Annotated in this window: 27 protein-coding genes; 19 read left to right on the forward strand and 8 right to left on the reverse strand. The window is 43.0% G+C overall.

The genetic code is table 11. The features are described from left to right. Nucleotides 1–14 precede the first annotated feature (14 nt). The 7 genes from PLF31_00385 to PLF31_00415 all read left to right on the forward strand — a co-directional run bounded on the left by PLF31_00385 (nucleotide 15) and on the right by PLF31_00415 (nucleotide 5449). Nucleotides 15–350, forward strand: coding sequence for a hypothetical protein (locus PLF31_00385; protein ID HRH25921.1), 336 nt, complete (start codon nucleotides 15–17; stop codon nucleotides 348–350). A gap of 10 nt (nucleotides 351–360) precedes the next feature. Then, nucleotides 361–1431, forward strand: coding sequence for a hypothetical protein (locus PLF31_00390; GenBank protein ID HRH25922.1), 1071 nt, complete (start codon nucleotides 361–363; stop codon nucleotides 1429–1431). A gap of 296 nt (nucleotides 1432–1727) precedes the next feature. Continuing rightward, nucleotides 1728–1949 (forward strand): hypothetical protein, encoded by a 222-nt coding sequence (locus tag PLF31_00395; GenBank protein ID HRH25923.1) that lies wholly within the window; start codon nucleotides 1728–1730, stop codon nucleotides 1947–1949. Between the two features lie 71 nt (nucleotides 1950–2020). Further along, nucleotides 2021–2521, forward strand: coding sequence for an NUDIX domain-containing protein (locus PLF31_00400; GenBank protein HRH25924.1), 501 nt, complete (start codon nucleotides 2021–2023; stop codon nucleotides 2519–2521). A gap of 646 nt (nucleotides 2522–3167) precedes the next feature. Then, nucleotides 3168–4094, forward strand: a complete 927-nt coding sequence (locus tag PLF31_00405) for a hypothetical protein (GenBank protein HRH25925.1) — start codon at nucleotides 3168–3170, stop codon at nucleotides 4092–4094. A gap of 13 nt (nucleotides 4095–4107) precedes the next feature. Beyond that, nucleotides 4108–4605, forward strand: coding sequence for a MauE/DoxX family redox-associated membrane protein (locus PLF31_00410; GenBank protein HRH25926.1), 498 nt, complete (start codon nucleotides 4108–4110; stop codon nucleotides 4603–4605). Further along, nucleotides 4589–5449, forward strand: coding sequence for a prepilin-type N-terminal cleavage/methylation domain-containing protein (locus PLF31_00415; protein HRH25927.1), 861 nt, complete (start codon nucleotides 4589–4591; stop codon nucleotides 5447–5449). The genes PLF31_00410 and PLF31_00415 overlap by 17 nt, the downstream gene beginning before the upstream one ends. A 195-nt stretch (nucleotides 5450–5644) precedes the next feature. Here the strand turns inward: PLF31_00415 and PLF31_00420 are convergent, their stop codons facing one another. Beyond that, entirely contained in the window at nucleotides 5645–5935 is a 291-nt protein-coding gene (locus tag PLF31_00420; protein HRH25928.1) for a hypothetical protein, read from the reverse strand. Nucleotides 5936–6067: 132 nt separating this feature from the next. Between PLF31_00420 and PLF31_00425 the strand changes: the two genes are divergently transcribed. From PLF31_00425 to PLF31_00450, 6 genes are all read left to right on the forward strand, one after another. Beyond that, nucleotides 6068–7195 (forward strand): FtsW/RodA/SpoVE family cell cycle protein, encoded by a 1128-nt coding sequence (locus PLF31_00425; protein HRH25929.1) that lies wholly within the window; start codon nucleotides 6068–6070, stop codon nucleotides 7193–7195. Nucleotides 7196–7218: 23 nt separating this feature from the next. Further along, a complete protein-coding gene (locus PLF31_00430; protein HRH25930.1) occupies nucleotides 7219–8349 on the forward strand; it encodes a UDP-N-acetylglucosamine--N-acetylmuramyl-(pentapeptide) pyrophosphoryl-undecaprenol N-acetylglucosamine transferase in 1131 nt (376 codons plus the stop codon). 1 nt (nucleotide 8350) lies between these two features. Continuing rightward, entirely contained in the window at nucleotides 8351–9721 is a 1371-nt protein-coding gene (locus PLF31_00435) for a glutamate--tRNA ligase family protein (protein HRH25931.1), read from the forward strand. After that, nucleotides 9696–11036: a peptidoglycan DD-metalloendopeptidase family protein gene (locus PLF31_00440; protein ID HRH25932.1), complete on the forward strand. Its 1341-nt coding sequence runs from the start codon at nucleotides 9696–9698 to the stop codon at nucleotides 11034–11036. The genes PLF31_00435 and PLF31_00440 overlap by 26 nt, the downstream gene beginning before the upstream one ends. A 3-nt stretch (nucleotides 11037–11039) precedes the next feature. Further along, the gene (locus tag PLF31_00445) at nucleotides 11040–11201 is read left to right on the forward strand and encodes a hypothetical protein (GenBank protein HRH25933.1); all 162 of its coding nucleotides are present in this window, start codon (nucleotides 11040–11042) and stop codon (nucleotides 11199–11201) included. A 62-nt stretch (nucleotides 11202–11263) separates the two neighbouring features. Further along, nucleotides 11264–12604, forward strand: a complete 1341-nt coding sequence (locus tag PLF31_00450; GenBank protein HRH25934.1) for a hypothetical protein — start codon at nucleotides 11264–11266, stop codon at nucleotides 12602–12604. 398 nt (nucleotides 12605–13002) lie between these two features. Here the strand turns inward: PLF31_00450 and PLF31_00455 are convergent, their stop codons facing one another. Both PLF31_00455 and PLF31_00460 read right to left on the reverse strand, forming a co-directional pair. Continuing rightward, entirely contained in the window at nucleotides 13003–13512 is a 510-nt protein-coding gene (locus PLF31_00455) for a hypothetical protein (protein HRH25935.1), read from the reverse strand. A gap of 158 nt (nucleotides 13513–13670) precedes the next feature. Continuing rightward, nucleotides 13671–13916 carry a hypothetical protein gene (locus PLF31_00460; protein HRH25936.1) on the reverse strand — a complete coding sequence of 82 codons (246 nt, stop codon included), beginning with the start codon at nucleotides 13914–13916 and terminating at the stop codon, nucleotides 13671–13673. A gap of 507 nt (nucleotides 13917–14423) precedes the next feature. On the opposite strand from PLF31_00460, the gene rpmA reads away from it, so the two are divergent. After that, nucleotides 14424–14696, forward strand: a complete 273-nt coding sequence (gene rpmA, locus PLF31_00465) for a 50S ribosomal protein L27 (GenBank protein ID HRH25937.1) — start codon at nucleotides 14424–14426, stop codon at nucleotides 14694–14696. 55 nt (nucleotides 14697–14751) lie between these two features. On the opposite strand, the gene rplI is transcribed toward rpmA, so the two are convergent. Further along, entirely contained in the window at nucleotides 14752–15195 is a 444-nt protein-coding gene (gene rplI / locus PLF31_00470) for a 50S ribosomal protein L9 (protein HRH25938.1), read from the reverse strand. Nucleotides 15196–15253: 58 nt separating this feature from the next. Further along, nucleotides 15254–16504, reverse strand: a complete 1251-nt coding sequence (locus PLF31_00475; GenBank protein ID HRH25939.1) for a S41 family peptidase — start codon at nucleotides 16502–16504, stop codon at nucleotides 15254–15256. A 28-nt stretch (nucleotides 16505–16532) separates the two neighbouring features. On the opposite strand from PLF31_00475, the gene PLF31_00480 reads away from it, so the two are divergent. From PLF31_00480 to PLF31_00495, 4 genes are read left to right on the forward strand one after another with little or no spacing between them, the layout of a single operon-like run. Then, complete coding sequence (locus PLF31_00480) at nucleotides 16533–17426, forward strand: CorA family divalent cation transporter (protein HRH25940.1); 894 nt, start codon at nucleotides 16533–16535, stop codon at nucleotides 17424–17426. After that, nucleotides 17419–18840 carry a cysteine--tRNA ligase gene (gene cysS, locus PLF31_00485; GenBank protein HRH25941.1) on the forward strand — a complete coding sequence of 474 codons (1422 nt, stop codon included), beginning with the start codon at nucleotides 17419–17421 and terminating at the stop codon, nucleotides 18838–18840. The genes PLF31_00480 and cysS overlap by 8 nt, the downstream gene beginning before the upstream one ends. 20 nt (nucleotides 18841–18860) lie before the next feature. After that, nucleotides 18861–20252 carry a replicative DNA helicase gene (gene dnaB / locus PLF31_00490; GenBank protein ID HRH25942.1) on the forward strand — a complete coding sequence of 464 codons (1392 nt, stop codon included), beginning with the start codon at nucleotides 18861–18863 and terminating at the stop codon, nucleotides 20250–20252. A 9-nt stretch (nucleotides 20253–20261) separates the two neighbouring features. After that, complete coding sequence (locus PLF31_00495; protein HRH25943.1) at nucleotides 20262–20906, forward strand: toprim domain-containing protein; 645 nt, start codon at nucleotides 20262–20264, stop codon at nucleotides 20904–20906. A 48-nt stretch (nucleotides 20907–20954) separates the two neighbouring features. Here the strand turns inward: PLF31_00495 and PLF31_00500 are convergent, their stop codons facing one another. The 3 genes from PLF31_00500 to PLF31_00510 all read right to left on the reverse strand — a co-directional run bounded on the left by PLF31_00500 (nucleotide 20955) and on the right by PLF31_00510 (nucleotide 22772). Next, complete coding sequence (locus PLF31_00500; protein ID HRH25944.1) at nucleotides 20955–21143, reverse strand: hypothetical protein; 189 nt, start codon at nucleotides 21141–21143, stop codon at nucleotides 20955–20957. A gap of 126 nt (nucleotides 21144–21269) precedes the next feature. After that, nucleotides 21270–21587, reverse strand: a complete 318-nt coding sequence (rplU, locus tag PLF31_00505) for a 50S ribosomal protein L21 (protein ID HRH25945.1) — start codon at nucleotides 21585–21587, stop codon at nucleotides 21270–21272. 57 nt (nucleotides 21588–21644) lie between these two features. After that, nucleotides 21645–22772 (reverse strand): DNA recombination protein RmuC, encoded by a 1128-nt coding sequence (locus tag PLF31_00510; GenBank protein HRH25946.1) that lies wholly within the window; start codon nucleotides 22770–22772, stop codon nucleotides 21645–21647. A 41-nt stretch (nucleotides 22773–22813) separates the two neighbouring features. Between PLF31_00510 and PLF31_00515 the strand changes: the two genes are divergently transcribed. Then, nucleotides 22814–23278 carry a GatB/YqeY domain-containing protein gene (locus tag PLF31_00515; protein HRH25947.1) on the forward strand — a complete coding sequence of 155 codons (465 nt, stop codon included), beginning with the start codon at nucleotides 22814–22816 and terminating at the stop codon, nucleotides 23276–23278. Nucleotides 23279–23308 lie beyond the last annotated feature (30 nt).

A 23308-nucleotide genomic window follows, 5' to 3' on the forward strand; every position in this document is an offset into this window, starting at 1 on the left:
CGTATAATCTCACTATGGAAAAATTTGAGCACATGGGCGAAAACGAAAGATCGGAACAAGATATTTTGATTGATAAATTTATATTCGACGACATCTCTGAAGATGAAATCGTTGCACTTATTGTTGAGAGAAATAGCCCTGATTTTAAAGAAAAGATACTTAAAGAAATCGATTTTGTAATCAGTGTTTATAATAAATCGAAAGACTTACCTCTAGATGGAGGGATTGCACTTCCAAGTGATAACCCCGAGGAAGATGAAATGGCAACACAGGCCTGGGAAGAAGAATCGGAAGAGACGACTGAAAAACTCAATCGTCTCCGTGCACACTTAGAAAGAATAGTATTGTAACTAACATTTTATGATTTCAGACGTCGTCAAAGTATTCCTGCCATTCATCATTTCATTTTGTATTGGTATTGCGATCACTCCATTTTGGACACACTATTTGTATGCAAATAAACTATGGAAAAAGAAGGCGGGAAAACTAGCGTCTGATGGAACATCAGCAGTAGTCTTTAATGAAATCCACAAAGACAAAGAAGTTGGAACACCTCGTCTTGGTGGAGTAATTATTTGGGCAAGTGCAATTATCACCATCGCACTCTTTTGGTTATCAAGGTACGTTCTCCCTGAAGGATTAGCAGCAAAGATAGACTTCCTCAGCCGAAGTCAGACATGGATTCCACTCGTTGCACTCATCATCGGAGCACTCATTGGATACGCTGACGACATGATGGAAATCAAAGGAAGTCGTGATCATCACGCTGGAGGACTATCACTTCGAAAGCGCCTCGCTATTGTTACCGCAATTGGACTATCTGTTGGAGCATGGTTCTTTTACAAACTTGATGTCGTTTCAATCGGCATTCCATTTTATGGACCACTTTTTGTTGGATTTTTAATCATTCCGATATTTATTTTCGTACTCCTTGCCATTTACGCGTCAGGTGTGATTGATGGAATTGATGGACTTTCTGGTGGAGTATTTGCATCTGCGTTTGCTGCATATGCTGGTATCGCATTCTTCCAAGACCAATATGACATTGCAGCATTTTCAGCAACCATTACAGGAGGAATACTTGCATTCTTATGGTTCAACATTCCACCAGCCAGGTTCTACATGACAGAGACAGGTAGCATGGCACTCACCATTACCCTTGGAATTGTCGCCTTCATGACCGACTCACTTGGAGGGGGGATAGGTCTTCTTATTCTACCTATTGTTGCACTTCCACTTGCTGTCACTGTCTTTACAAACGTCCTTCAGGTACTTTCAAAAAGGATCAGAGGAAAAAAGATCTTTCATGTTGCACCCATTCACCATCATTTTGAAGCTCTGGGCTGGCCTTCGTATAAAGTGACGATGAGATACTGGATTATTAGTGTTGTTTCAGCGATTTTCGGTATTGTGATCGCTCTTTTGGCGTAAATGGATGTTTAAGGTGGGTTCGAGTCCCTGACCCCCCAGCAAGCAAAGCTGAGCGGGTTAACAAGACAGGTGGTGGTGTAACGATTAGAGGTGAGCACCGTCTGGATCAACAAACTGCATCCAAATCAACAGATCGTTAGGTGAATCAAAGTTTTGGTTGTGGATAGCCCAATCTTTCTCCATACTGGAGATATCACACACTGTTTATTCCCAAAAGGCATGTAGAAAATTTAACAGACATCACTACCGAAGTGTTCCTGGACCATCAGTATTTCCACAGATTGATCATAAAACACATGTTGGATTTAGGATTAAAACATTCAGATGGGAAACCAATTGATCAATTTAATACTATGATCAGAGAAAGGTTTGAGGGAATTCCAGATGGTTCAAAATGCTATAAGCCAAAACACCTACACATACACCTTGTTCCTGACAAGGAAGGAGTTGATAGGTTTGTACTCGATGAAAGTGCAGTACACATTAATATTCAGAAAATTTCGCTATCTGTAAAGTGATTCTAAGAATAACTACACAACGCATTCCCAAATTAACACTACGTAGAAAAGGTATACTACCTGGACCACACATGCACCACATACAACTTATTAACTTCGAACATATCAAAGAGAGCGAAGCGTCAACATACACCTTTCGTGAAGCTGTCCGGGCAATAGTATTTGATGCAAATAAAAAGATAGCGTTACTTCATGCAAAAAAAGATAATTATTTCAAACTACCAGGTGGTGGCATAGAAAAAGATGAGGAAAAAATTGAAGCTTTAAAACGTGAATGCAGGGAAGAGCTGGGATGTGAAATTGATATATTTTGTGATCTTGGAATTGTTACCGAAAACAGAAGTAAAAACAAAATGAAGCATATCTCATACTGTTACATGGCACATGTTATAGGAGAAAAAGGAACACCACATATGACCGAGAGTGAAATTCGAGAAGGATTCCATGTTATCTGGATTCCAATTACAGAAGCTATCTTAAAGTTAGAATCTGTTACAAACACCACATATCCTGGGTCATACATGGTCGCACGAGACCTCGCGTTTCTAAAAATAGGTTCTCATATTTCTTAAGCACTTAGGACAAGAACTTCGAGTAAGCTGTTGCCAAGATTGGTAATATCTGGTACTGTTTTTGCAGCATATCGTTAAATTTTTGGTTACGTTTGTAGCCGATTAGCGAAAGCTGTCCTTTGTTTGGAGGCCTGCTATGATTCGTCGCATTCTTGCGTCTCTGTGCATCTCCGTCCTTTCTGTCCTCTTCATCGTCGGCGCTACACCCTCAACGGCTCAAGCAGCTGCGACCCAGGGGTATAACTACTCCTGTGGGGTTGATAATCCCAACAGCACGCAGTGTAGGCGCCAACTGTACCGTGAAATGCGGAGTTGCCAGCAGAAGATCGTCCAGGGTACACTCGTGTACTCCTGCGAACCAGTCAAAAAGGCCCTACTCGTATCAAATGATGTCGAGATAATGTTGAGCACGTTCGGCAGTGAAAACAGCAACACCGACGTTACCCCGGCCAGTTAGTCTCGGCGCAAAGCCAGGCCAAGCCTGGAAGTCAGTAGTTATTCCAAACTACTGACTTTTTTGTTCGCAGGACAAACAGTGTAGATATTGCTTTTTTTAATATTTGTGGTATAAATATTTTAAGAGTTCTCTGACAAACGTCAGGAATATACGTTGAAATTGATTCCACCCTCTAACTCGGGAGTTGTCATGTACAACCAGAAACCAGTAATTGTTGCTGTAATTCTCTTTGTGATATGTGCCATAACAATAGGTATGGCAACAGTGATGAGCTACCGCCATAGACCCAAACTTACACTCTCAGACAACTCAGTTGTTGTCGGTAAGTCTGTGTCAGACATCGGTCGTTATGGCGAACCTGGATATGAATACCTACAGGTTCGCGACCTGGAAGCCAAGCGAGTGTATAAGACACTCACCATGTCGCCCGTAAGTGCAGATCCAGCGAAACTTGCACCATTGTTTGAGGACTTGATTCGTAGTGAACTTAAGAAGCGTCCAGCTGTTGCACACTATGTAACAGTGAAAATGTTTCAAGAGCTACGATCAAAAGTTGCCCTCGTCATTGCAAGTGATAGTGGAATGACACGAGAAAATTATGTCAGCCACTTTCCAGGAGCAAGACCACTACCACCAGAATCTGTTGTGATGCCGGAAGGCAAAACACCTGAAATGCTTTTCAACGAATTTTACGATGAGAAGTTATCCTCAGGCGTACAACTGCGTTCAATCTGTCTCGATCCAAAGTCCGTTGCGCTATCTTTCAATTGGTATCGTCTTCCAGATGATGTCCGGCAAGGGTTACTCGATAAGAGTGACCAATACCCAGCATCATTTCTTGGAATGAACGTTGCGTCAGCGCGAGGTTTCGTGTTTTATCGAAACCCAAACTACGAAGCGCTCATGAAAAAGCAAGCTGAGGTTCTATGCTTCAGTGGTAGCTTCATTGTTGAAAGCAACGCACTCGTAACTGGACCAGACGGCAAAGAAAATTATGACAGATATCCTCTGAACATGACCTTTGTGTTTGATCCTGAGACGAAAGAATGGTGGCTGGAACATGTCGAGCGAACCGTAAGTGTAGTTGCGAGTAACCAAAAAATCATGGTCAATTAAGGAGGTCATCGTGTTGAGACAGAAACTCAAGTCTCTCTTCTTCATGACATTCCCAATCCTGATTGGATTATTACTATTTGGTGTTGCTTTATACAAAGCATCCCACCTAGAAGAATTCGGTCGGTCGGTCGCTGAATTACCCCTCATTACAAGTGAGACCTTACCAATCTTAACGATTGGAGTCCCAATGGTTGAAGGGTTTCTCGGGATACTGATTCTCATAACTCCCGCTCACAGGGGAGTGTTAGTCGGTATACCGACCAGCGCACTGTTTCTTGTATTCATTACGTTTCACTTTTGGAGGATTTACGCCGGACTTATAACACCGTGCAGCTGTGGAATTCCATTGTTTGGCATTCCACCAGAATACCAATCGCATGCGATGATCATCTTCTGCACTATTGTTTTGAACCTCTGCCAACTGTGGTGGTGGTTCAAAGAAACACCACCCTCAAAGAGCACCACGAAAGAACGTGGTACTCAGAAAGGTCTCTATGAAGGTGCGGTGTAATAAACACGCGTTTACACTTTCTGAACTACTTGTTGTTATCGGAATCATCGGAATTCTTTTTGCGCTCGTCGTACCTGCACTTGGCATCGCACGACGACACGCACAAAGAACCAAATGTTTGAGTAATTTAAGGCAGATTGCTCAGGCCACGATGGTGTACGTAACAAATCATCGTAGACTTCCAGTTGGTTCGATGATGATCAATTGGCCAACAAATGATCCGCCGACCACTGCACAGTTCGACGCCTTACCACTACCATTCTTCGAGAGTCTGCTCCAACAAACAACCACCTTGGATTTGAAAAAAATCCAACCCTGGTCCGAGGTGACGAAGAATGTCCACACTGCAAAGATCCTGCTCTGTCCGAACGACGAGCTGGAATCTAAGTCAGTAGATGAACAGGTGAGTCAGTTTGTGTATGCATACACATCTTCCAGGCCTACACTCTTTGACTCACACAGGAAAAACGTAGTGAGTTACGAAGTTAATTATGGTCTGGTGAACACCACATCCAGAACTGAACTCCAGGATAAGTGGTACAACGGTAACCCATCCAAAGTTAAGCGCCCTACATCCATGGTTCTCTGTGGAGAAGGAATGGGGATTGGTGAGTTTAAACACACCTGGGTTCCTGATGTGCAATTTCCCGAAAAGAGTTTGACGTTTGCTGATGTATACAAAGGTAACGGAGTCATGCAGTATTCAGAACTCCGGACAATAAATCCCTTTGATATGAAACGACATGGAGGCAAGAGTAATTTTGTCTTCCTGGACGGTCACGCTGAAACAGTGACTATTAACGAGAAGGATCTCTCACAGTATGATCTGCTTCAGGAAAGATGACCACGTCAGTTCTTGTTTGTTCTTTTTTACAGCTTAGGCCCCAGACGCATATGCGCCCGGGGCTTTTCTTTTCTTGTAAACCCAATCTTTTTGCTAGTATATCGAACTGAAGATTTAGATGTATATGTAAAGGAGATAATAGAAAAAGACCCATACGCGATTGTGTCATAAACACTTCGCATACGGGTCAATTTGTTAGTTGGATGCCGCGGTTGACATCCATGAGAAATCGGGCGGCACTTTAACGAACACCATTTCACCAGGAATTGTCGATCCATTAATTTCCTGGATCAGGTCAGTTACTTCTCCATCGGTAACCATGTTGTGTTGTCTTGCATCTCGCAATGCTGAGACAAACTCAGCCTTAGACCAACATTCAATGGTGCAATTACGATTTCGAAAGCGAATCCACCCATGCAGACCACACGATTCACATATTTCCAGTCGAGCAGGGTACTTAGATTCACGATTGTCGTATCCTTCCATTGGGATCTCCTTGTTGATTTTTTTGGTGCGATCTAAGTATATTATAGCATAATTAAGCAATTTGTCAAATATAATACAACATAAAATCTGTGGATTTTTAAAGTTCTTACATAATGCCGTACAATAGTGCAAATGGCCCGTTCAGTAACAAAGGCAGTACAGAAGAAAGGAGCCGATAAAGGCTTGTTCTTTTTAGTTATCGGACTTGTTGTTGTTGGCTATATTATTTTCTTTTCTGCATCACTTGGACTCCTTGGGCGCGACGAAACAACCATTGGTGGCATCGCACTGAAACAAGCAGTTGTGGGTATCCTCGGTGGGGCAGTAGCACTCTTTGTCTGTTCAATTATTCCCACAGACCACATTAGGAGGTTTTCGCCTTGGATATTCATCGGAGCGATTTTTGTAAACATGCTCATATTTATTCCTGGTATGTCTATTAGCGCTGGAGGTGCAACACGTTGGCTTGATTTGGGTTTTATCTCATTCCAGCCAGGAGAAATGCTCAAGTTTGCAGCTGTCTTGTTTTATGCAGCACTCCTTCGTCGTAACCGTGACGAAATGGATACATTTAAAGGAGGATTACTACCACTCCTTGCAATTGGAGGCATTACAACCGGCATACTTCTTCTCCAGCGAGACACGGACCCAATTATTGGACTTGCACTAGTCCTCATGTTTTTCGTCTCAGGTGGTCGTTGGAAAGATCTTATAATCGTTGCACTAATCGCTTGTGTTGGTATTGGAGGATTGTTATATACCCGTCCGTATGTTTTGGATCGTGTAAAAATATTTATTGACCCATCACAAGACTCACTTGGTTCCGGATACCAAGTACAGCAATCACTGATTGCCATTGGTAACGGAGGATTTTGGGGCCAAGGATTTGGCCAAAGCGTACAAAAGTTTAAATATCTTCCAGAGCCTGTCGGAGACTCGATATTTGCTGTTGCGGGAGAAGAATTTGGCTTTGCTGGGGCAGCATCCTTGGTAATTCTATATCTGGTACTTTCTGTTCGACTTTCAACACTTGCGTCACGCACAAGAGATGCTTTTGGAAGAGCTGTCATTATCGGCTTCTTAACCCTGATTGTCGGCCAGTCATTTATGAATATTGGGGCTATGGTCAGCATTTTGCCACTAACCGGAGTACCACTTGCATTCATCAGCCACGGAGGAACAGCCCTTCTATTTGCTCTGGCTGAAATCGGCATTATATTAGGCATTTCTAAGGGGAAATCGTCGAGTTCTGCCGCATAGCGACTGGATGATATACTTGGCCAATGAAAATCGTTCTGACAGGAGGGGGAACTGGTGGCCACTTTTACCCACTGATTGCTGTAGCTGAAGAAGTGCAACGGATCGCCAAAGAAAAGAAACTCCTCACACCTCAGTTGTACTTTATGTCGCCCCATCCATACGACGAGGGCATCCTCTATGAACACGGAATTCGGTTTATTAAAATTCCTGGCGGAAAAGTACGTCAGTATTTCTCAATCAGAAACTTTTTTGATGTGTTTGTAACTGCATATGGTGTTATTAAGGCATTATGGGATATGTTGGTCCTGTATCCTGATGCGGTATTTTCAAAAGGTGGGTATGGTAGTTTTCCAACACTCATCGCTGCCCGCTTTTATCGCATTCCAATCATTGTCCATGAATCAGATACGGTTCCGGGAAAAGTGAACCTGTGGTCTGGAAAGATTGCATATCGAATTGCTGTTTCATATCCTGAAGCTGCACAATATTTTCCTAAAGATAAAGTTGCTGTGCTTGGAAACCCGGTTCGACCATCTATCTCCATCGCATCAAAAGACACTGGAAAGGAGTATTTTGGCATCCCAGCCGCACGAAAGACTGTACTTGTCCTTGGAGGCTCACAAGGAGCAAAAATCATTAACGAAGCCATTCTAGAAGCTTTGCCTGATCTTGCAAAAGAGTATTCGGTCATCCACCAAACTGGTACGGCAAACTTTGAGGAAATTAAAAACACTTCCTCTGTGGTCGTTTCGGATCCAAGTATTCTTGCAAACTATAAGCCATTTCCAAACCTCGACCCACTACACTTAAAAATGGCAGCGGGAGCAGCGGACGTGATCATCACTCGAGCAGGATCAACCCTCTTTGAAATTGCACTGTGGGAAACTCCAGCGATTGTCATTCCAATTACTAAATCAAATGGTGACCACCAAAAGAAAAACGCTTTTGCGTATGCAAGAGCTGGCGCAGGATTAGTCATTGAAGAAAATAACTTAACTCCACACGTTCTCGTCTCAGAAGTTCGGAGAATTGTTGAGACTCCTGCAATTTCAGACAGCATGAAAGCAGCAGCAAAAAGCTTTGCGAAGCCTGACGCTGCTGCAAAAGTTGCGGAAGCCTTGCTTGCTATTGGTCTAACCCACGAAACAGAATAATATGTCTGACACAAAAATAGTAACGAGGTTCGCACCAAGCCCCACAGGATTACTCCACGTGGGTTCGGTCCGTACCATGCTCTTTAACTACCTCTATGCAAAAAAGCATGGGGGCAAGTTTATTCTTCGCATCGAAGACACTGACAAAGAACGCTCAAAAAAAGAACACGAGGAATACATCTACGAGAGCATGAAATGGCTCAATATTGAAGCCGACGAGACATACGTACAATCAGAACGTACTGACATTTACATAAGCTATATTGATAAATTAATTGCAGAAGGGAAGGCGTACACATCAAAAGAAAAAAACGAGGAAACAGGAGTTGAACGAGAATTGATCCGATTCAGAAACCCTAAAACAAAAGTCACCTTCAATGACATCATTCGAGGAGATATTTCATTTGAGACAGAAGAACTTGGAGATTTCATCATTGCTCGTACCCGAACAGAACCGTTGTATCACTTTGTAGTTGTAGTTGATGACTTTGAAATGGGCGTAACACACGTCATCCGTGGGGAAGACCATATATCAAACACTCCCCGACAAATCCTCATTCAAGAAGCAATCGGAGCACCTCGACCTGCATACGCTCACTTGCCACTCATTCTTGCTGAAGACCGGTCAAAGCTTTCGAAGCGAAAGCATGGGGAACTTGTTGCAACCCTGCACTATCGTGACAATGGATACATTGCTGACGCCTTTGTTAACTTCCTCTGTTTACTTGGTTGGAACCCAGGAACAGACCAGGAACACTTCACCCGCGAAGACCTTATTAACCAGTTTACACTCGAGCGCATTAACAAAGCAGGTGCAATTTTTGATGTCACAAAACTTCGCCACGTAAACAAAGAACACATGCTCAAACTGAATCCAGCTGTCCTTGAACACACACTTAGAAGTTGGATTGAGAAAGGCTCAATGGTCCGTGGCATGACTATTGCATCAGATCAGTACGGTCCAATTGCAGGAATACTTAAAGACCACATTTCAGTATTCGGAGATGTTGTTGAGGAATTCTCAAGCGGAGAATTCGACTTCTTACTTTCAGATGATGCCTCTCCTGCATATAAACTCGACGTGGCTTCAATCCCATGGAAAAAATCTACACCTGAAAAAGCAATCGAACACCTTACGTTTGCTGAGAAATCTCTCGGTGAATTACCCGATAGAGCTTTTACTGCCGAGTACGTAAAATCATCACTCTGGCCGTATGCAGAAGAGCACGGAAAAGGAGATGTTCTCTGGCCAATCAGGTACAGTCTTTCCGGAAAACAAAGTTCACCTGACCCCGTCACGCTAATCACGCTGCTTGGAAAAACAGAAGTCTTAAAAAGAATACGTAATGCAATTACAAAACTTGGAGCATAAAAAGGCGCTTTCAACTCTTTTAGTAACAGCAATCTTTGTTGGTCTTTTTTGTGTTGCACACGTATTTCTTGCGGAAACTTCGCACGCACAAACTGCAGTTGATCAAGCGAAAGTGAAAGAGCTGGAGCGAGAGATCAAGGCACGTAACGAAGCACTTGCTGAACTTGAAGAGGAAATTAGTAAGTATCAAGGACAACTTACCGAAACATCACAGCGTGCTCGCACACTACAAAATACGGTTAACGAGCTTAATGCGTCAATCAATAAACTAACCAAAGAAACTCAAAAGACTCTTACAAATATCGACAAGACAAACTTAACGATTGAGAAGTTAACAATTGATATCAAGACCAAGGAGCAGATTATCGGCGAACACAGACGGGCGCTCCGAGACATTATTTTCCAGTCGAGCCAACAGCAGTCTCAGTCGTTAATGGAGACAATACTTAAAGATACATCACTTGCTGCAGCATTTCAGGCAATTGATACAGGTCGCCAAGTACAAAACTCTATTCAACAAAACCTTGACCTAATTTATGATACAAAGCGATCACTTGAAGGATCGGTAAATGAGAAGGAGAGTGAGAAAGTATCTCTTCAAAAATATAAAGATCAACTACTCGACCAGCGCAAACTTGCCGAATCAAGCAAGGGTGAAAAAAGCAAAGTCCTCTCACAAACAAAAAGTGAAGAGAGCGAGTATCAACGTCTCTTGAACCAAAAGATTGCAGCGAGAAAAGCATTCGAATCAGAACTCGCACAACTTGAAGCTGCGCTGAAAATTGCAATTGACCCAGCAAGTATTCCTCAAAACGGAGACAAGGTACTCTCATGGCCAGTTGCCTCTGTTCGCATTACACAGCAGTTCGGAGACACTGAATTTTCTCGAAGTAACCCATTTGTATATAGTGGACGAGGTCACAACGGTATCGACTTAGCCGCAAGTATCGGTACACCAATTAAGTCAGCTGCTGCTGGTACTGTTATTGGAACAGGAGACACGGACACAGCGTGTCCTGGAGGATCGTATGGAAAATGGGTGATGATCGAACACTCAAGTGGTCTTTCAACCCTCTACGCTCACTTATCTATGATTAAAGTTGCCCCCGGACAAGCGGTTTCAAACGGCGGACTGATTGGATACTCTGGTAACACTGGATACTCAACCGGTCCACACCTACACTTCACCGTATACGCTTCACAAGGTGTAAAGATCCAGTCACGTCCATCAACTGCCTGCGGAGGAAAGGTGTATACAATGCCGATTGCTGACCTTAAGGCATACCTCAACCCACTTCTGTATATCAATCAATAACGTATGATCAAAACTGTATTTTCACTCATCGTCTTAATGGCAGTCCTACAGTTATATTTTAATATTGATGTAATCGCGTATGCAGAACATGGACTTGCAACAGCGAGAGCAAAAGCTCCTGGAGTAATTGAAGACATACAAGCGTCATGGCCATTTACACGTTAACGAAGGCCGCGAGAATATTTACATCCGCGACAACAATAACAGCACTACTATGGCACACCGTAATGCCATGTTCACTTCATGCTGCAATAAATATAAAAAAGTATGAACACATGCGTGAGTTCATCGAACAAGGACAAGGCACAGGTGAGTACGCAACATTTGAAGTTCCTTCATCAGTCTTATCATCGATAGATTCTCTTGCTGAAATTACTGTTGTCTCAAAATCTGACACGGTTCCACTGCCCCTCTCGTTTGAGCAGGGAAGTGTGAAGAAAAGTAGAAACCAAGTATATGCACGCGATACGTTTTCAACTGATGGAAAAATCGTCCACATGGTCCCCGCAGGATCATTTCCAAAGGGGAAACTGATGGAATTAGTGTTTGGAGATAAGACACAAGTGAGTGGAACTGTGTCAATTTTCTATACAAACGCAAATGCTGGAATGGACTTTAGCTTCTGGCAAATAGTTGCAAAAGATATTCCTGTGTATTCAAGCGCAAATTACCGAGACATTATCCGCATGCAAAATACGATTGATGTAGATAAGTTAATGACAGCAGCAAGAATTTATCGTGGGGAAGACGCATTCGTATACGATCCACAGTACATGATTGTATTTAAAACTGGTCCAGTATCTCCTGAGCCGACTTCCCTGGTATTATTTTCAATTCCGAAAGGGGACAACATTGGACTCCTCTACCGGTATGCATATGAAGAAGAACGGAATGATACTGAAAAAACATACATCATTGATTTCAACCAAGCGGGTGTTATGCATGATGGAATCGAACTTACCGTCCGTGACCGAACATACGCGTCATATGTAAAGCTCTACACAAGCTCTGATAAGAATGCTTGGACTCTTCGTGAAACAGATTCAATCTGGGGCGACCCGACTGCAGCCACAGGAACCTCAAAAGAAAAGAATCGGGTTTCATACACACCAACCCCTGATAGATACATCAAGTTGGAACTTGATTCGAGTGTACAAATTCATTCATTAGTAGGTATCAGTCACGCACCGGTCCACGCTTTTGTGAAGCTCAAAAATGACCCACAAGCCTTTTCAGGAACTTCAACTGATACATCTACCGCTCGCAAAATATACCAACCGTCGAACCTTCGCATGTATTACAGTGTTCCAGATATATATAAGATGGATGAGACAAAGATAAAGGTTTTGGACTCTGGAACAATCGTACGTACAGGTGCAATCGAATTAACAATTGGTCCTGAAACAAAAAATCCTGAATTCAATGATACGTTTTCAATAAGTGCAACTCGAGGCTCAGGAGAGAGGGTAAGGGAAGTTATTAATGTATACGGACAACTGATTGCATCATCAATCGCAGCACTGGGAGTTTTAACTATTGTATTAATGATTATTCGAAGCAAGTCATAACCTCGGCTAGCCCAAGGCATAGGTCGTAAAAGATATATTGTGCGACACTCTCATACCACTTCCCCAGGGCATCAAAAAGTTATCCACAGTTGAGATTTTTTACACCTCTCTACTCTACTTAGTAATTACAGATAAAAATATCGCGCGAATTTTCTCGCGCGATACTGACATCCATTTCTATTGAGCAGAGGACGGGTCGGCATCCATGCCTAGACTAGGATCACCTCCCTTCTACGAGGTTATCAGGGAAGCCTCGTACGACATGGTCCGGTAAATAAGTGGCATTTGCATAAGCCCACCAACCTTCCTGCTTACCAAGCAAAGGAACTTGCACAGAAAACCCCCCGAACGTTCGGGGGGTTTTCTTGATGCTTACATGTGATCAGTATACTGCGAGATTATCGCTTTGACCAACATGGCTTGGAAGCACTCCAAGGCTGGGAACCACTCTTCTTATATAGGTACTCAGCGTAGGCTAGGTTACCTTCAAGAGTAAGGAGGTCGAGTCCGAGCTTTTCAGCGGTCTTCTTATGGTATCGCTCGTTAATCTGCATAACTCCTACGTCAGCTGAGTCAACCTTTCCACGAAGCACCTTACCGCTACTATCATAGTGACGGAGAGTTGATTCACAGAATGCGATCTCGGCAAGAATAGGTGTTGCGGCGAAATACGCCTTAACAGTTTGTGCAATATCTTCTGACTGCTTTTGCTTCTTGTTAGAAGTTAAAGCGTCTGAAGTATTTGGAGCGTCAGATGTAAGTAGGCTTTCAGTAGTAGCAATAAGGACAGTATCGGCAGCAGTAGCAGGATTTGATAGTGCAAGTGTCACGTCCATTGGACCCTGCGCGTTAATAGCAGGAGCAACGGCGATAACGAGCACTGATGCGAACTTTGCAAGTGATGTCATAAAAAAACCAGTTGAGCAACTTACGAAGTCACTTAACTGATTAGGTACTAATTATAGCATTTTTATACGCCATTTGTCAAGTACTTAAATCGATTTTAAGGGTGACCAACACAATAAAAATGCCTCAACTGAGCCATTTTAAACCGAAGTCGGTTGACTCATTCCGGGAGGTATTTTGTAATTTTTAGGTCAAAAGATAGCCAAATTTTGCTTAGTCGTGGAAAACGAGAAAGACTGGCGTTTATTTTGTTCTTTAGGACAGGAATTACGTGCGCAATGAGATACACACCGACAACAAGAAGGACAACTCCTGGAATAACTGGAAGTAAGAGACCTAAAGCACCAACTGAACACAATACAACCCCTGAAGAGAATACTGCTGTTCGTTTGATTTTAACCTTCACCTTTCTATTATACCTTTTTATTTACCACAACTCACCGCTTCTCCCCTTTTGCTTCAGTGCTCGAACAATTCTTCGCCTTTTCATACCCTGCACTTATCGCCTCCCCTTCACTTATAAACGTCTTCAAGTTTTCTTTCTTGATCGATGAGTATCCGCTGCACCATGGAAAGTAATACTTCGTTCCACTTCCTGAAGCATAGACAGGGCTATTTGAAGCGGGCCTAGTTGTAGCTTTGGTGGGGATTTCGACCGCTTCCCCAACTAAACCCTGGCTCTCTATAACCAAATCCTCTAGGAGCCCAGGTGGTGGTCGTGGGGGGCGGGTTAATAACCCCTACACCATACCCAATACACATTCCCACTATGCCTGAGGCGGCAGTAAGGTACAGAGGCTTGATTTTTGTTGAAAATTGCTGTATATTCATCTGATCTCTATATCAGTCACACCGAGGTATCTCGATGTGCGGCCAGCATATAGGAAACCATATTAAGAAAAAGTAAAAATCAATGGCATCCAAAAAGGCTGGCGGAACAGCCAAAAACCTCCGCGACTCTAAACCGAAGTTCCTCGGTATCAAGATCAACCACGGTCAAACAGCAAAGACCGGTATGATTATCGTGCGTCAGCGCGGTACTAAGTACATGGCTGGCCGAAACATCGGTATTGGAAAAGACCACACGCTCTTTGCTCTCAAAGACGGCGTAGTTAACTATGCTGATCGACGCAAAGAGAACTTTGATGGTTCACGAAGCGTTCGAAAAGAAGTGAGCGTAGCCTAAACTACACACAAACAAAAAACCGACCACATGGTCGGTTTTTTGTTACCTACACTTTCTACTGCTTAACAATATTAACCTTAAAGATAAGTGTCTCATCCCCAATCTTCACTTCTACCTTGTGATCCCCTGCTTCCTTGATTGGCTTTTCCAGCTTCAGTGCTGACTCAGGAATTTTCTTTCCAGTCTGGACTACAATCTGCTCAGCAATTTCCTTAACATGGATCGCCTTAAATAAGCTACCCTTCTCGTTTGTTGCAACGTGTAATACTGGAGGCTCCTTTTGGAGTGTCCTGATGACTCCAACTAGGACTGCATCCTCTGCCTTTTGCGCAGCCAGGCGAGCAGAGTCGTCTGCTTTCATCTTTTCAAGTACCTCAGGAGTAGCGATAACCGCTAGTCCTTGTGGAATGAGGAAGTTGAGTGCGTATCCATCCTTTGCGTCCTTAATGGTGTGTTTCTGTCCGTATCGAGGCACATCTTTCAGAAGAATAACTTTCATACTGTATAAATTTAATTAATTAGTGTATTTCTACTCTTTTCTTGTCTCTTTTACCAGTCTACTTTCCAGTATTCAAGAATTCAATTGCTCGCTCAAATTGAGCGTCCTTTGTTCCAGAGAGTGCTCCAAACCCTGATCGAACATCGTCTGGTCGAGGAGTAACTTCAATTGTCGGTGTTAATCCTTCCTTTGAGATCGAGTTATTTTTTGGTGTTAACCATTCTGCCACAGTCACTTTAAGTGATGTGTTTGAGGTTACGTTCAAATACTCTTGTACAGAGCCTTTTCCGAAGCTACGGGTACCGATAAGGGTTGCAATACCATATTCCTGGAGTGCGCCCGCAAAGATTTCTGATGCAGATGCTGATCCTCCGTCAATGAGTACAACTACACGTGAGTCACTAGGGATCGTAGCGTATCCACGACTTCTATAGAGGTTATCCTTTTTGCTCTTAAAGCGTTCGGTCACAATTACATCCCCTTCTTTGACAAACCAGCTCGCAGCGTCAACTGCTGCATCGAGGTATCCTCCTGGATTTCCACGAAGGTCTACAATCAAGCGCTTACTTCCTGAGGCATAGAACTGCTGCATTGCACGAGAGAATTGGCTACTTGCAGTTCCTGTGAAGTTATAGAGTCTAATTACGAATGTTCCGTCTGGTAGACGCTCAGAATCAAGTGTAGGGATACTGATCACATCACGAACAACTTTAAGCTCCAAAGCTTGATCATCTTCACCTCGCAATACTGAGAGTGTCACCGTTGTTCCTTTCTTTCCCTTAAGGTTCTTAATGGCACCATCAAGTGTCATGTCAGATACAGTCTGACCATTGATTGAAATGATTCTGTCTCCTGACTTGACCCCCGCTTTTTCTGATGGACTATTTTTAAGTGGAGCCACAACTGTTAGGTATCCATCCTTAAGCGCAATTTCAGCACCAATTCCTTCAAACGATCCTGAAATTTCTTCCTGGAAAGACTTTGTCTCTTCTGGTGGGAAGAATGTTGTATACGGATCACCGTACGCAGCTGAAAGTCCCTGGATTGCTGCGTAGATCTTATCTTGATCAGTTACATCTTGCCCTTTTGTTCCTCCATACTTTTCATCAAGCAAGTTCCACACCTTCCAAAAGACTGCGAAATCCGCACCTTCGTCAACCCCAGCTGGTACAGATGCTCCAAGAATATTACTTGGAATCTGTACTGCCTGCGCCTCACGTCGGCCGTACATATACCCTCCCGAAACCGCTGTAATTACCAAAACAGCAGATATAAGCCCTGAAATCCAACGTGAATATTTTTCTGTCATAGCAAGCATTATACTGTATAATCTTCACATGATCGAAGTCAGGAAAATTGGCTCCCTACAATGGATTGATGTCGTAATGCCGACTCATGATGAGGCGCGACAACTGATTAGTGTCTACGGAATCAGCCCTGAAATTGTTGATAAAAGCATCCTCCCTTCGGTTCGTCCTGATGTTGCACATACTGCCGACTCTATATATACCGCCCTTCATGTTCCTATATTGGAGAGAAGAAAGAATGAAATTACTATCTCTAAAGATGAGATAGATTTTATTGTTCGAGAAAAGGATGTGGTCACCATTCATTATGCTTCCTATGAACCACTTGTAGAGTTTATAAAAATCCTCGAAGTGAATGAGGTTACCGAGCGAAGGAAATACAACCACGGAACAGATCTATTCTTTGAAATGCTCCGTCATATTATTGATTCAGAACGACACATTGTAACCATCCTCATCTCTGAACTTGAGCGTGTTGAGAAAATGATTTTTTCTAGCAAGGAAAAACGAGCTGTTCACCTCATCTCTAACCTTGCACGTGCCATCCAACACTTCAAACGTACGTTCCGTGGGCAAAGAGCAGCACTCGATCAGATCAACTTCTCTTCCCCGCTCTTTCAATACATTAAAGATGAACACGTTCGCATTTTAGAAGACAGTCATTTAGCAGAAGAAATACTCCACGAGATGCAAGACGCAAATACCGCCATGCTCCACTCGAAAGAGCACGATAGTATTCAAATTCTTACCATTGTCTCCTGTACCCTACTCCTTCCAACGTTTGTGTATGATGGTGCCCACATCATTTCTTCCCTTATGACTGGTAACGCAACAACTACACAAATTGCCTGGTTAATCCTTACACTTTCAGGCTTTGCAACCGCAGTATATCTACTACTCCGACCAAAATCTTCCCATGAATAACCCCACACCGAATTCCAGAATTACTGTATACAACACACTTTCAGGAAAAGAAGAACAAATTAAGCCCATAACACCAGGTGTTATTTCCATGTACCACTGTGGCCCTACCGTATATGACTTTGCCCACATTGGTAACTTGCGAGCATATATATTTGCTGACACACTCAGACGTACTATTGAATCTGCTGGATACGATGTAAAACAAGTGATCAATATCACTGACGTTGGACACCTCACCTCAGACGCCGACCAAGGAGAAGACAAAATGGAAGAAAGTGCTCGCAAAAAACACAAAACCGCCAAAGAAATTACTGAAGAGTACACCGCTGCTTTTCTTAACGACCTTACGCAACTCAACATCCGTACAGCTGGTACGATATTTCCAAAGGCAACAGATCATATTCCTGAACAGATTGCACTCATTAAAAAACTTGAAGAGAACGGATATACATACACAACATCTGACGGTGTATATTTTGATACATCAAAATTTTCTGACTATGGAACACTTGGCGGTATTGATTTAGAAGGATTAAAGTCAGGAGCACGCGTCGAGGAAAATCCAGAAAAAAAGAATCATACTGATTTCGCTGTATGGAAGTTTTCAAAAGAAGCTGGAACACGACAACAGGAATGGGATTCTCCATGGGGAGTTGGATTTCCAGGTTGGCACATAGAGTGTTCTGCCATGTCAATGAAATATCTTGGCGAAACATTTGATATCCACACAGGAGGCATCGATCATATTCCGGTCCACCACAACAATGAAATCGCACAGTCACAATGTGCAACAGGAAAAACATATGTGCACACATGGATGCACTCAGCATTCATGACGGTTGATGGGCACAAGATGTCTAAGTCTCTTGGAAACACGTATACACTTTCTGATTTACAGAAAAAAAATATCGACCCATTGGCACTTCGATATTTTTTTTTAAATGCATCATACCGACTACAAGTTAATTTCACTCTTGAAGCTGTCGAAAGTGCCGGGCAAGCATTACATAACCTCTACGCACTTGTTGAAACACAACCACAGCTACTTCGTCATTTTGGAAAAGCACCTACAAGTGAAACATCATCTGATATTCCTGCACTTATCGAGGCAATGAACTCTGACCTAAATACTTCTAAAGCCCTTTCAATCCTGTGGCAAGGTCTAAAGAATTCCACAGGTTCTCCCCAGTCAAAGATCGAACTTATTACCATTGCTGACAAATATCTTGGATTAGGACTCACTGATGCCTTAACGCTTCCACCCCTCGAAGTCCTAAATCTGGCTACAGAACGAGAGTCTTTGCGTGCAGCGAAAGATTTTACTGCTTCTGACACACTAAAGGTAGATATCAGAAATGCCGGTTACGCAATACAAGATAGTCCCTCTGGACCAATACTCCTCCGCATACGGTAGCGTGATAAAATCTACTGCATATGGCAGTCAGATCTCAACAACCAACTCGATTACCATCTTTGCGAATTCCACCTCAGAGTCTTGAAGCTGAGATGGCACTTCTTGGCTCAGTGATGCTTCGTGCGGAAGCAATGTACGAAGTTATGGATAGCATTGCAGCAGAATGTTTCTACGCAGAAAAACATGGAATTATTTGGAGCTGCTATCTTTTCCTGTTAACAAAGCGCGCACCGATTGACATCCTTTCAGTTTCTTCTCACATCAAAGAATCTGGTGACCTTGAAAAAATTGGCGGAGCAAGTTATTTAACAGAACTTGTGAACTGCGTTCCTTCTGCAGCAAACGTTCAATATTACGCTGAGCTCGTAAAGAAGAAACACATCATGCGTGAACTCATTCGCGCATCCGAAGAAATTTCTTCTATTGGCTTTGACGAAGGACACGAAATCGACCAAGCGCTCGATATTGCAGAAAAGAAAATCTTTGATATTTCTCACAAAGGTTCAAAGTTTACTGCTACATCAATCAAAGACGCACTCTCTGGGGCGCTTGAGCGTATTGATCGCCTACACCAAAATACCGACGAACTCCGCGGGGTACCATCTGGGTTTGCTGAGCTCGACGCAAAACTGTCCGGCTTCCAGAAGTCCGACCTCATTATCCTTGCTGCTCGCCCATCAGTGGGAAAAACCTCGCTCGTACTTGATATGGCGCGCAACGCTGCAATCAGACATGGAGTTCACACAGCAATCTTCTCACTTGAAATGAGCGCACAGCAGCTTGTAGATAGAATGCTCGCAGCTGAGTCACGAGTTGATGCATGGAAACTTCGTACTGGAAAACTAACGAATGATGAAGATTTTGAGCGTATCAGGGACTCACTCGAGACTTTGTCTGCTGCACCGATTTATATTGACGACCAACCCGCAGCAAGCATCCTTCGTATGAGAAGCACTGCGCGACGCCTTAAGGCTGAAAAAGGTCTTGGACTTATCATCGTAGACTACTTGCAGCTGATGGCGCCATCTACAACAAGCAGTAAGGACAACGTCGTACAACAAGTGACGGAAATCTCACGATCCCTAAAGCAACTCGCCCGTGAAATGGATGTGCCGGTTATTGCACTGTCACAGCTTTCTCGTGCCGTTGAACAACGTGGTGGTCGCCCTCGTCTTTCTGACCTTCGAGACTCAGGTTCTATTGAACAGGACGCCGATGTAGTTATGTTCATCCACCGAGAAGATAAGACAAAGGAAGACTCTCAAAAGCCAAACATTGCTGAAATTCTCATCGAAAAACACCGTAACGGTCCAACTGGAAAAGTGGAACTATTCTTCGATGACAAGAAGTCATCCTTCCTTTCTATTGATAAGACATTCGGCGCTGCAATTAGCGGAGGCGACGATTTCTAATTCATTTCTATGAACGCCATCGACTCACTGCAGGAAATCATTGCGAGGCTTCCTGGTATTGGCCCACGACAAGCACGAAGGATTGTCTTTAGTATTGCTCAGCAAGGCTCTGACTTCCGTGGTCGTTTTATACGAGAATTAGAGAGACTTTCTGACACCACAGCAGAATGCACTCTCTGCCGAAGACAGACTCTTAAAGCTGATCTACACAGTGATGGAGCGTGCTCAATTTGCTCTGATTCAACGCGTGATACTTCAACAAGGATGATTGTCAGCACCTCACTTGATCTTGAGGCAATTGAGCGCACCGGGGCATATAGAGGCGTCTATTACGTGTTTGGCCCACTCGTTCCCCTCTCCCCTACTTCATTTCAAGAAACTTCTGCAGAGAATCGTATCAATACCCTTTTGAATTTCCTTTCAAGAAATAATAATGTTCTACTAAAAGAAATTGTCATTTCATTTTCAGCAACAGCTGATGGACAACACACCTCGCATGTTATTGCAGAACGTATCCGAAACTCACAAGAACAGACACTAGTCTCAGTTCCAATAACTGTCCTTGGACGAGGAATGTCCACTGGTACTGAAATTGAATATATTGATGAAGGGACATTTGCTGCAGCTTTCAAAGGAAGAAATCCCGCGGAATAAAAAATGCCACACGAGACTCGCGTGGCATAATGTATCTCATTGGAACCATTACGCATCATTGGTTTGAACATACACAACCAACCCAAGAAACAAGAACAGCACACCGATGACTTCGAGAAAAAGCCCAGTGAAGGCATCGGTAAAGTTAATTTTCTTACCCCGTAAGAAATTCATGAATGTAGCCGGGATAATCAACCACAACCCAACTACAACAATAATAATTCCAAATACCAACATGAAGCATGACTCATTCCTGCTCATGTAACACCTCGACTTTGAGATAAAGAAAAAGTTCTAAGACTTAAACTACACCACATTTCTATATAATACAAAATCCCGCCTCTAGGCGGGATTTTGTATTGATTAGGCGATCTTATCGATCTTTACCTGTACGAATAGTTGACGGTGACCGTTACGCTTCATGTATCGGCTCTTTTGCTTATATTTAACAACCAAAATCTTTGGGTGTCGTCCAATCTTTTCTACAGTTGCATGAACTTCAGCACCTGAAACTGTTGGAGTACCAATTTTTGAATTGTCACCTTCAGTTGAAAGGAGGACTTCACCGAAGACAATCTTGTCGCCTTCTTTTTGCTCATCAGCAAGCTTCTCTATCTTAAGAGAGTCGCCTTCAGCAACAAGATACTGCTTGCCACCGGTCTTAATAATTGCGCTTTTCATAGGCGTCTATAGTACCGTATATAGGGCTTTTTGGCAACTATTACAGATATTAACCGACTATTCCTCTCCGTCGAACTCAATTGGCTTATCAATCAAGGGTAGTGCAGCAGCAAGTTCGTATTTATCACCAGTAATCCTCATTACATCTTTATCAATTTTTTTAAATTCCTTGGCTGAAGATGTGTAATGATTCACAACAGTACCAAGGGAGTTACCAAGCTTCTCGTGGTACTGCTCAAAGGCTTTGAGGTGCTTTGCGAGTTCCCCCACATGGATTGCAATCTGCTTTGCAGATTCTTCAATCTTAAGCGCCTTCAAGCCCTGCATGACGGTCTGGAGGTATGCAAGAAACGATGTTGGAGAAACAATGATGACGCGCTTCTCTCTAAAAGCATAGTTAATGAGGTCTTCGGTATTAATCTTTAGTGATCCAACCTTGTTAATAAGGAGGTCGTAATAGATACCTTCTGAAGGGATGAACATGAACGCAAAGTCCATGGTATTTTCGTCCGGTCGAATATACTTTGATGTTTCATCGATTCGCATCTTAAGATCACTTTTGAACATCTTCTCAAGTCGTTCCTTTTCAACTGGGTCATGCTCACCGATAGCACGATTATAGTTTTCAAGAGAAAATTTGGAATCAATTGGAATAATTTTTTCTTGAATGATTACAGCCGCATCGACAATTTCACCATTCTTAAATTTATACTGCATTTGATATGAGCCCGGTGGAAGAACGTTCTTAAGAACATTCTCAAGGAAATATTCGCCAAGAACACCACGTTGCTTTGGGTTTTTAAGTACATCTTGAAGAACCCGAAGTTCGGTTGCCACATCACTTACCCGTTTATTTCCTTCCTTCACCTCAGTGAGTTCTTTTGTAATATCCTTAATCAGTTTCTGTGACTCACCAAACTGGAACGTTACGGAGTCACGCACCACCTTTGAAGATTCACTGATTTTTGTGTCCATTGTGCGCTGGAAATCACCCATTTGGCTATTGAGAACTTTACGCATCTCACCCATCTCTTGGAGGACAATTTGCACCATTGGGGCACCTGTATCTTCATCTTCTTTCTTTGAAGACTTGATTGTTTTGTAGATAAAAAATATAGCACCCGCATTAAGCGCTAAAAAAGCAATAACTGCGATGAAAATACCGATAAGAATAGTTGGTGACATGCACGCATTATACCCGAAACCATCGTGCTATACTCCCCTCCATGACAATGCAAAACATCCAAGCAACTATCAAATCACAACTTATTGAGGCAATGCGAGCAAAAGACGCCGTACGAACCGGAGTTATCCGCGGTCTCATGAGTGCATTTACAAACGAGCTTGTAGCAAAAGGATTAACTCCTCAGACTCCCCTTCCTGATGAAGATGCACTTCGTGTTATCGAACGTGCAGCAAAACAAAGAAAAGACTCAATACAACAGTTTATCGACGGTGGACGACCAGAACTTGCTGATACGGAAAAAGCAGAACTCGATATTATCGAAACATACCTCCCTGAGATGATGTCTCAAGATGAGATTCGTGTTGTTGCAGAAGCAAAGAAAGCAGAACTCGGAATTACTGATAAATCAAAGGCAGGGCAATTTACAGGAATGCTCATGAAAGAGCTAAAAGGAAAAGCTCGAGGAGACGACGTGAAATCTGTCGTAGACCAACTGCTTGCATAAAAAATCTTGCAATAAAAAACCCGGCCACAT

This window comes from Candidatus Paceibacterota bacterium, from assembly GCA_035438625.1.
In the GTDB taxonomy this organism is placed as follows: Bacteria; Patescibacteriota; Minisyncoccia; order Phycocordibacterales; family DAORIS01; genus DAORIS01.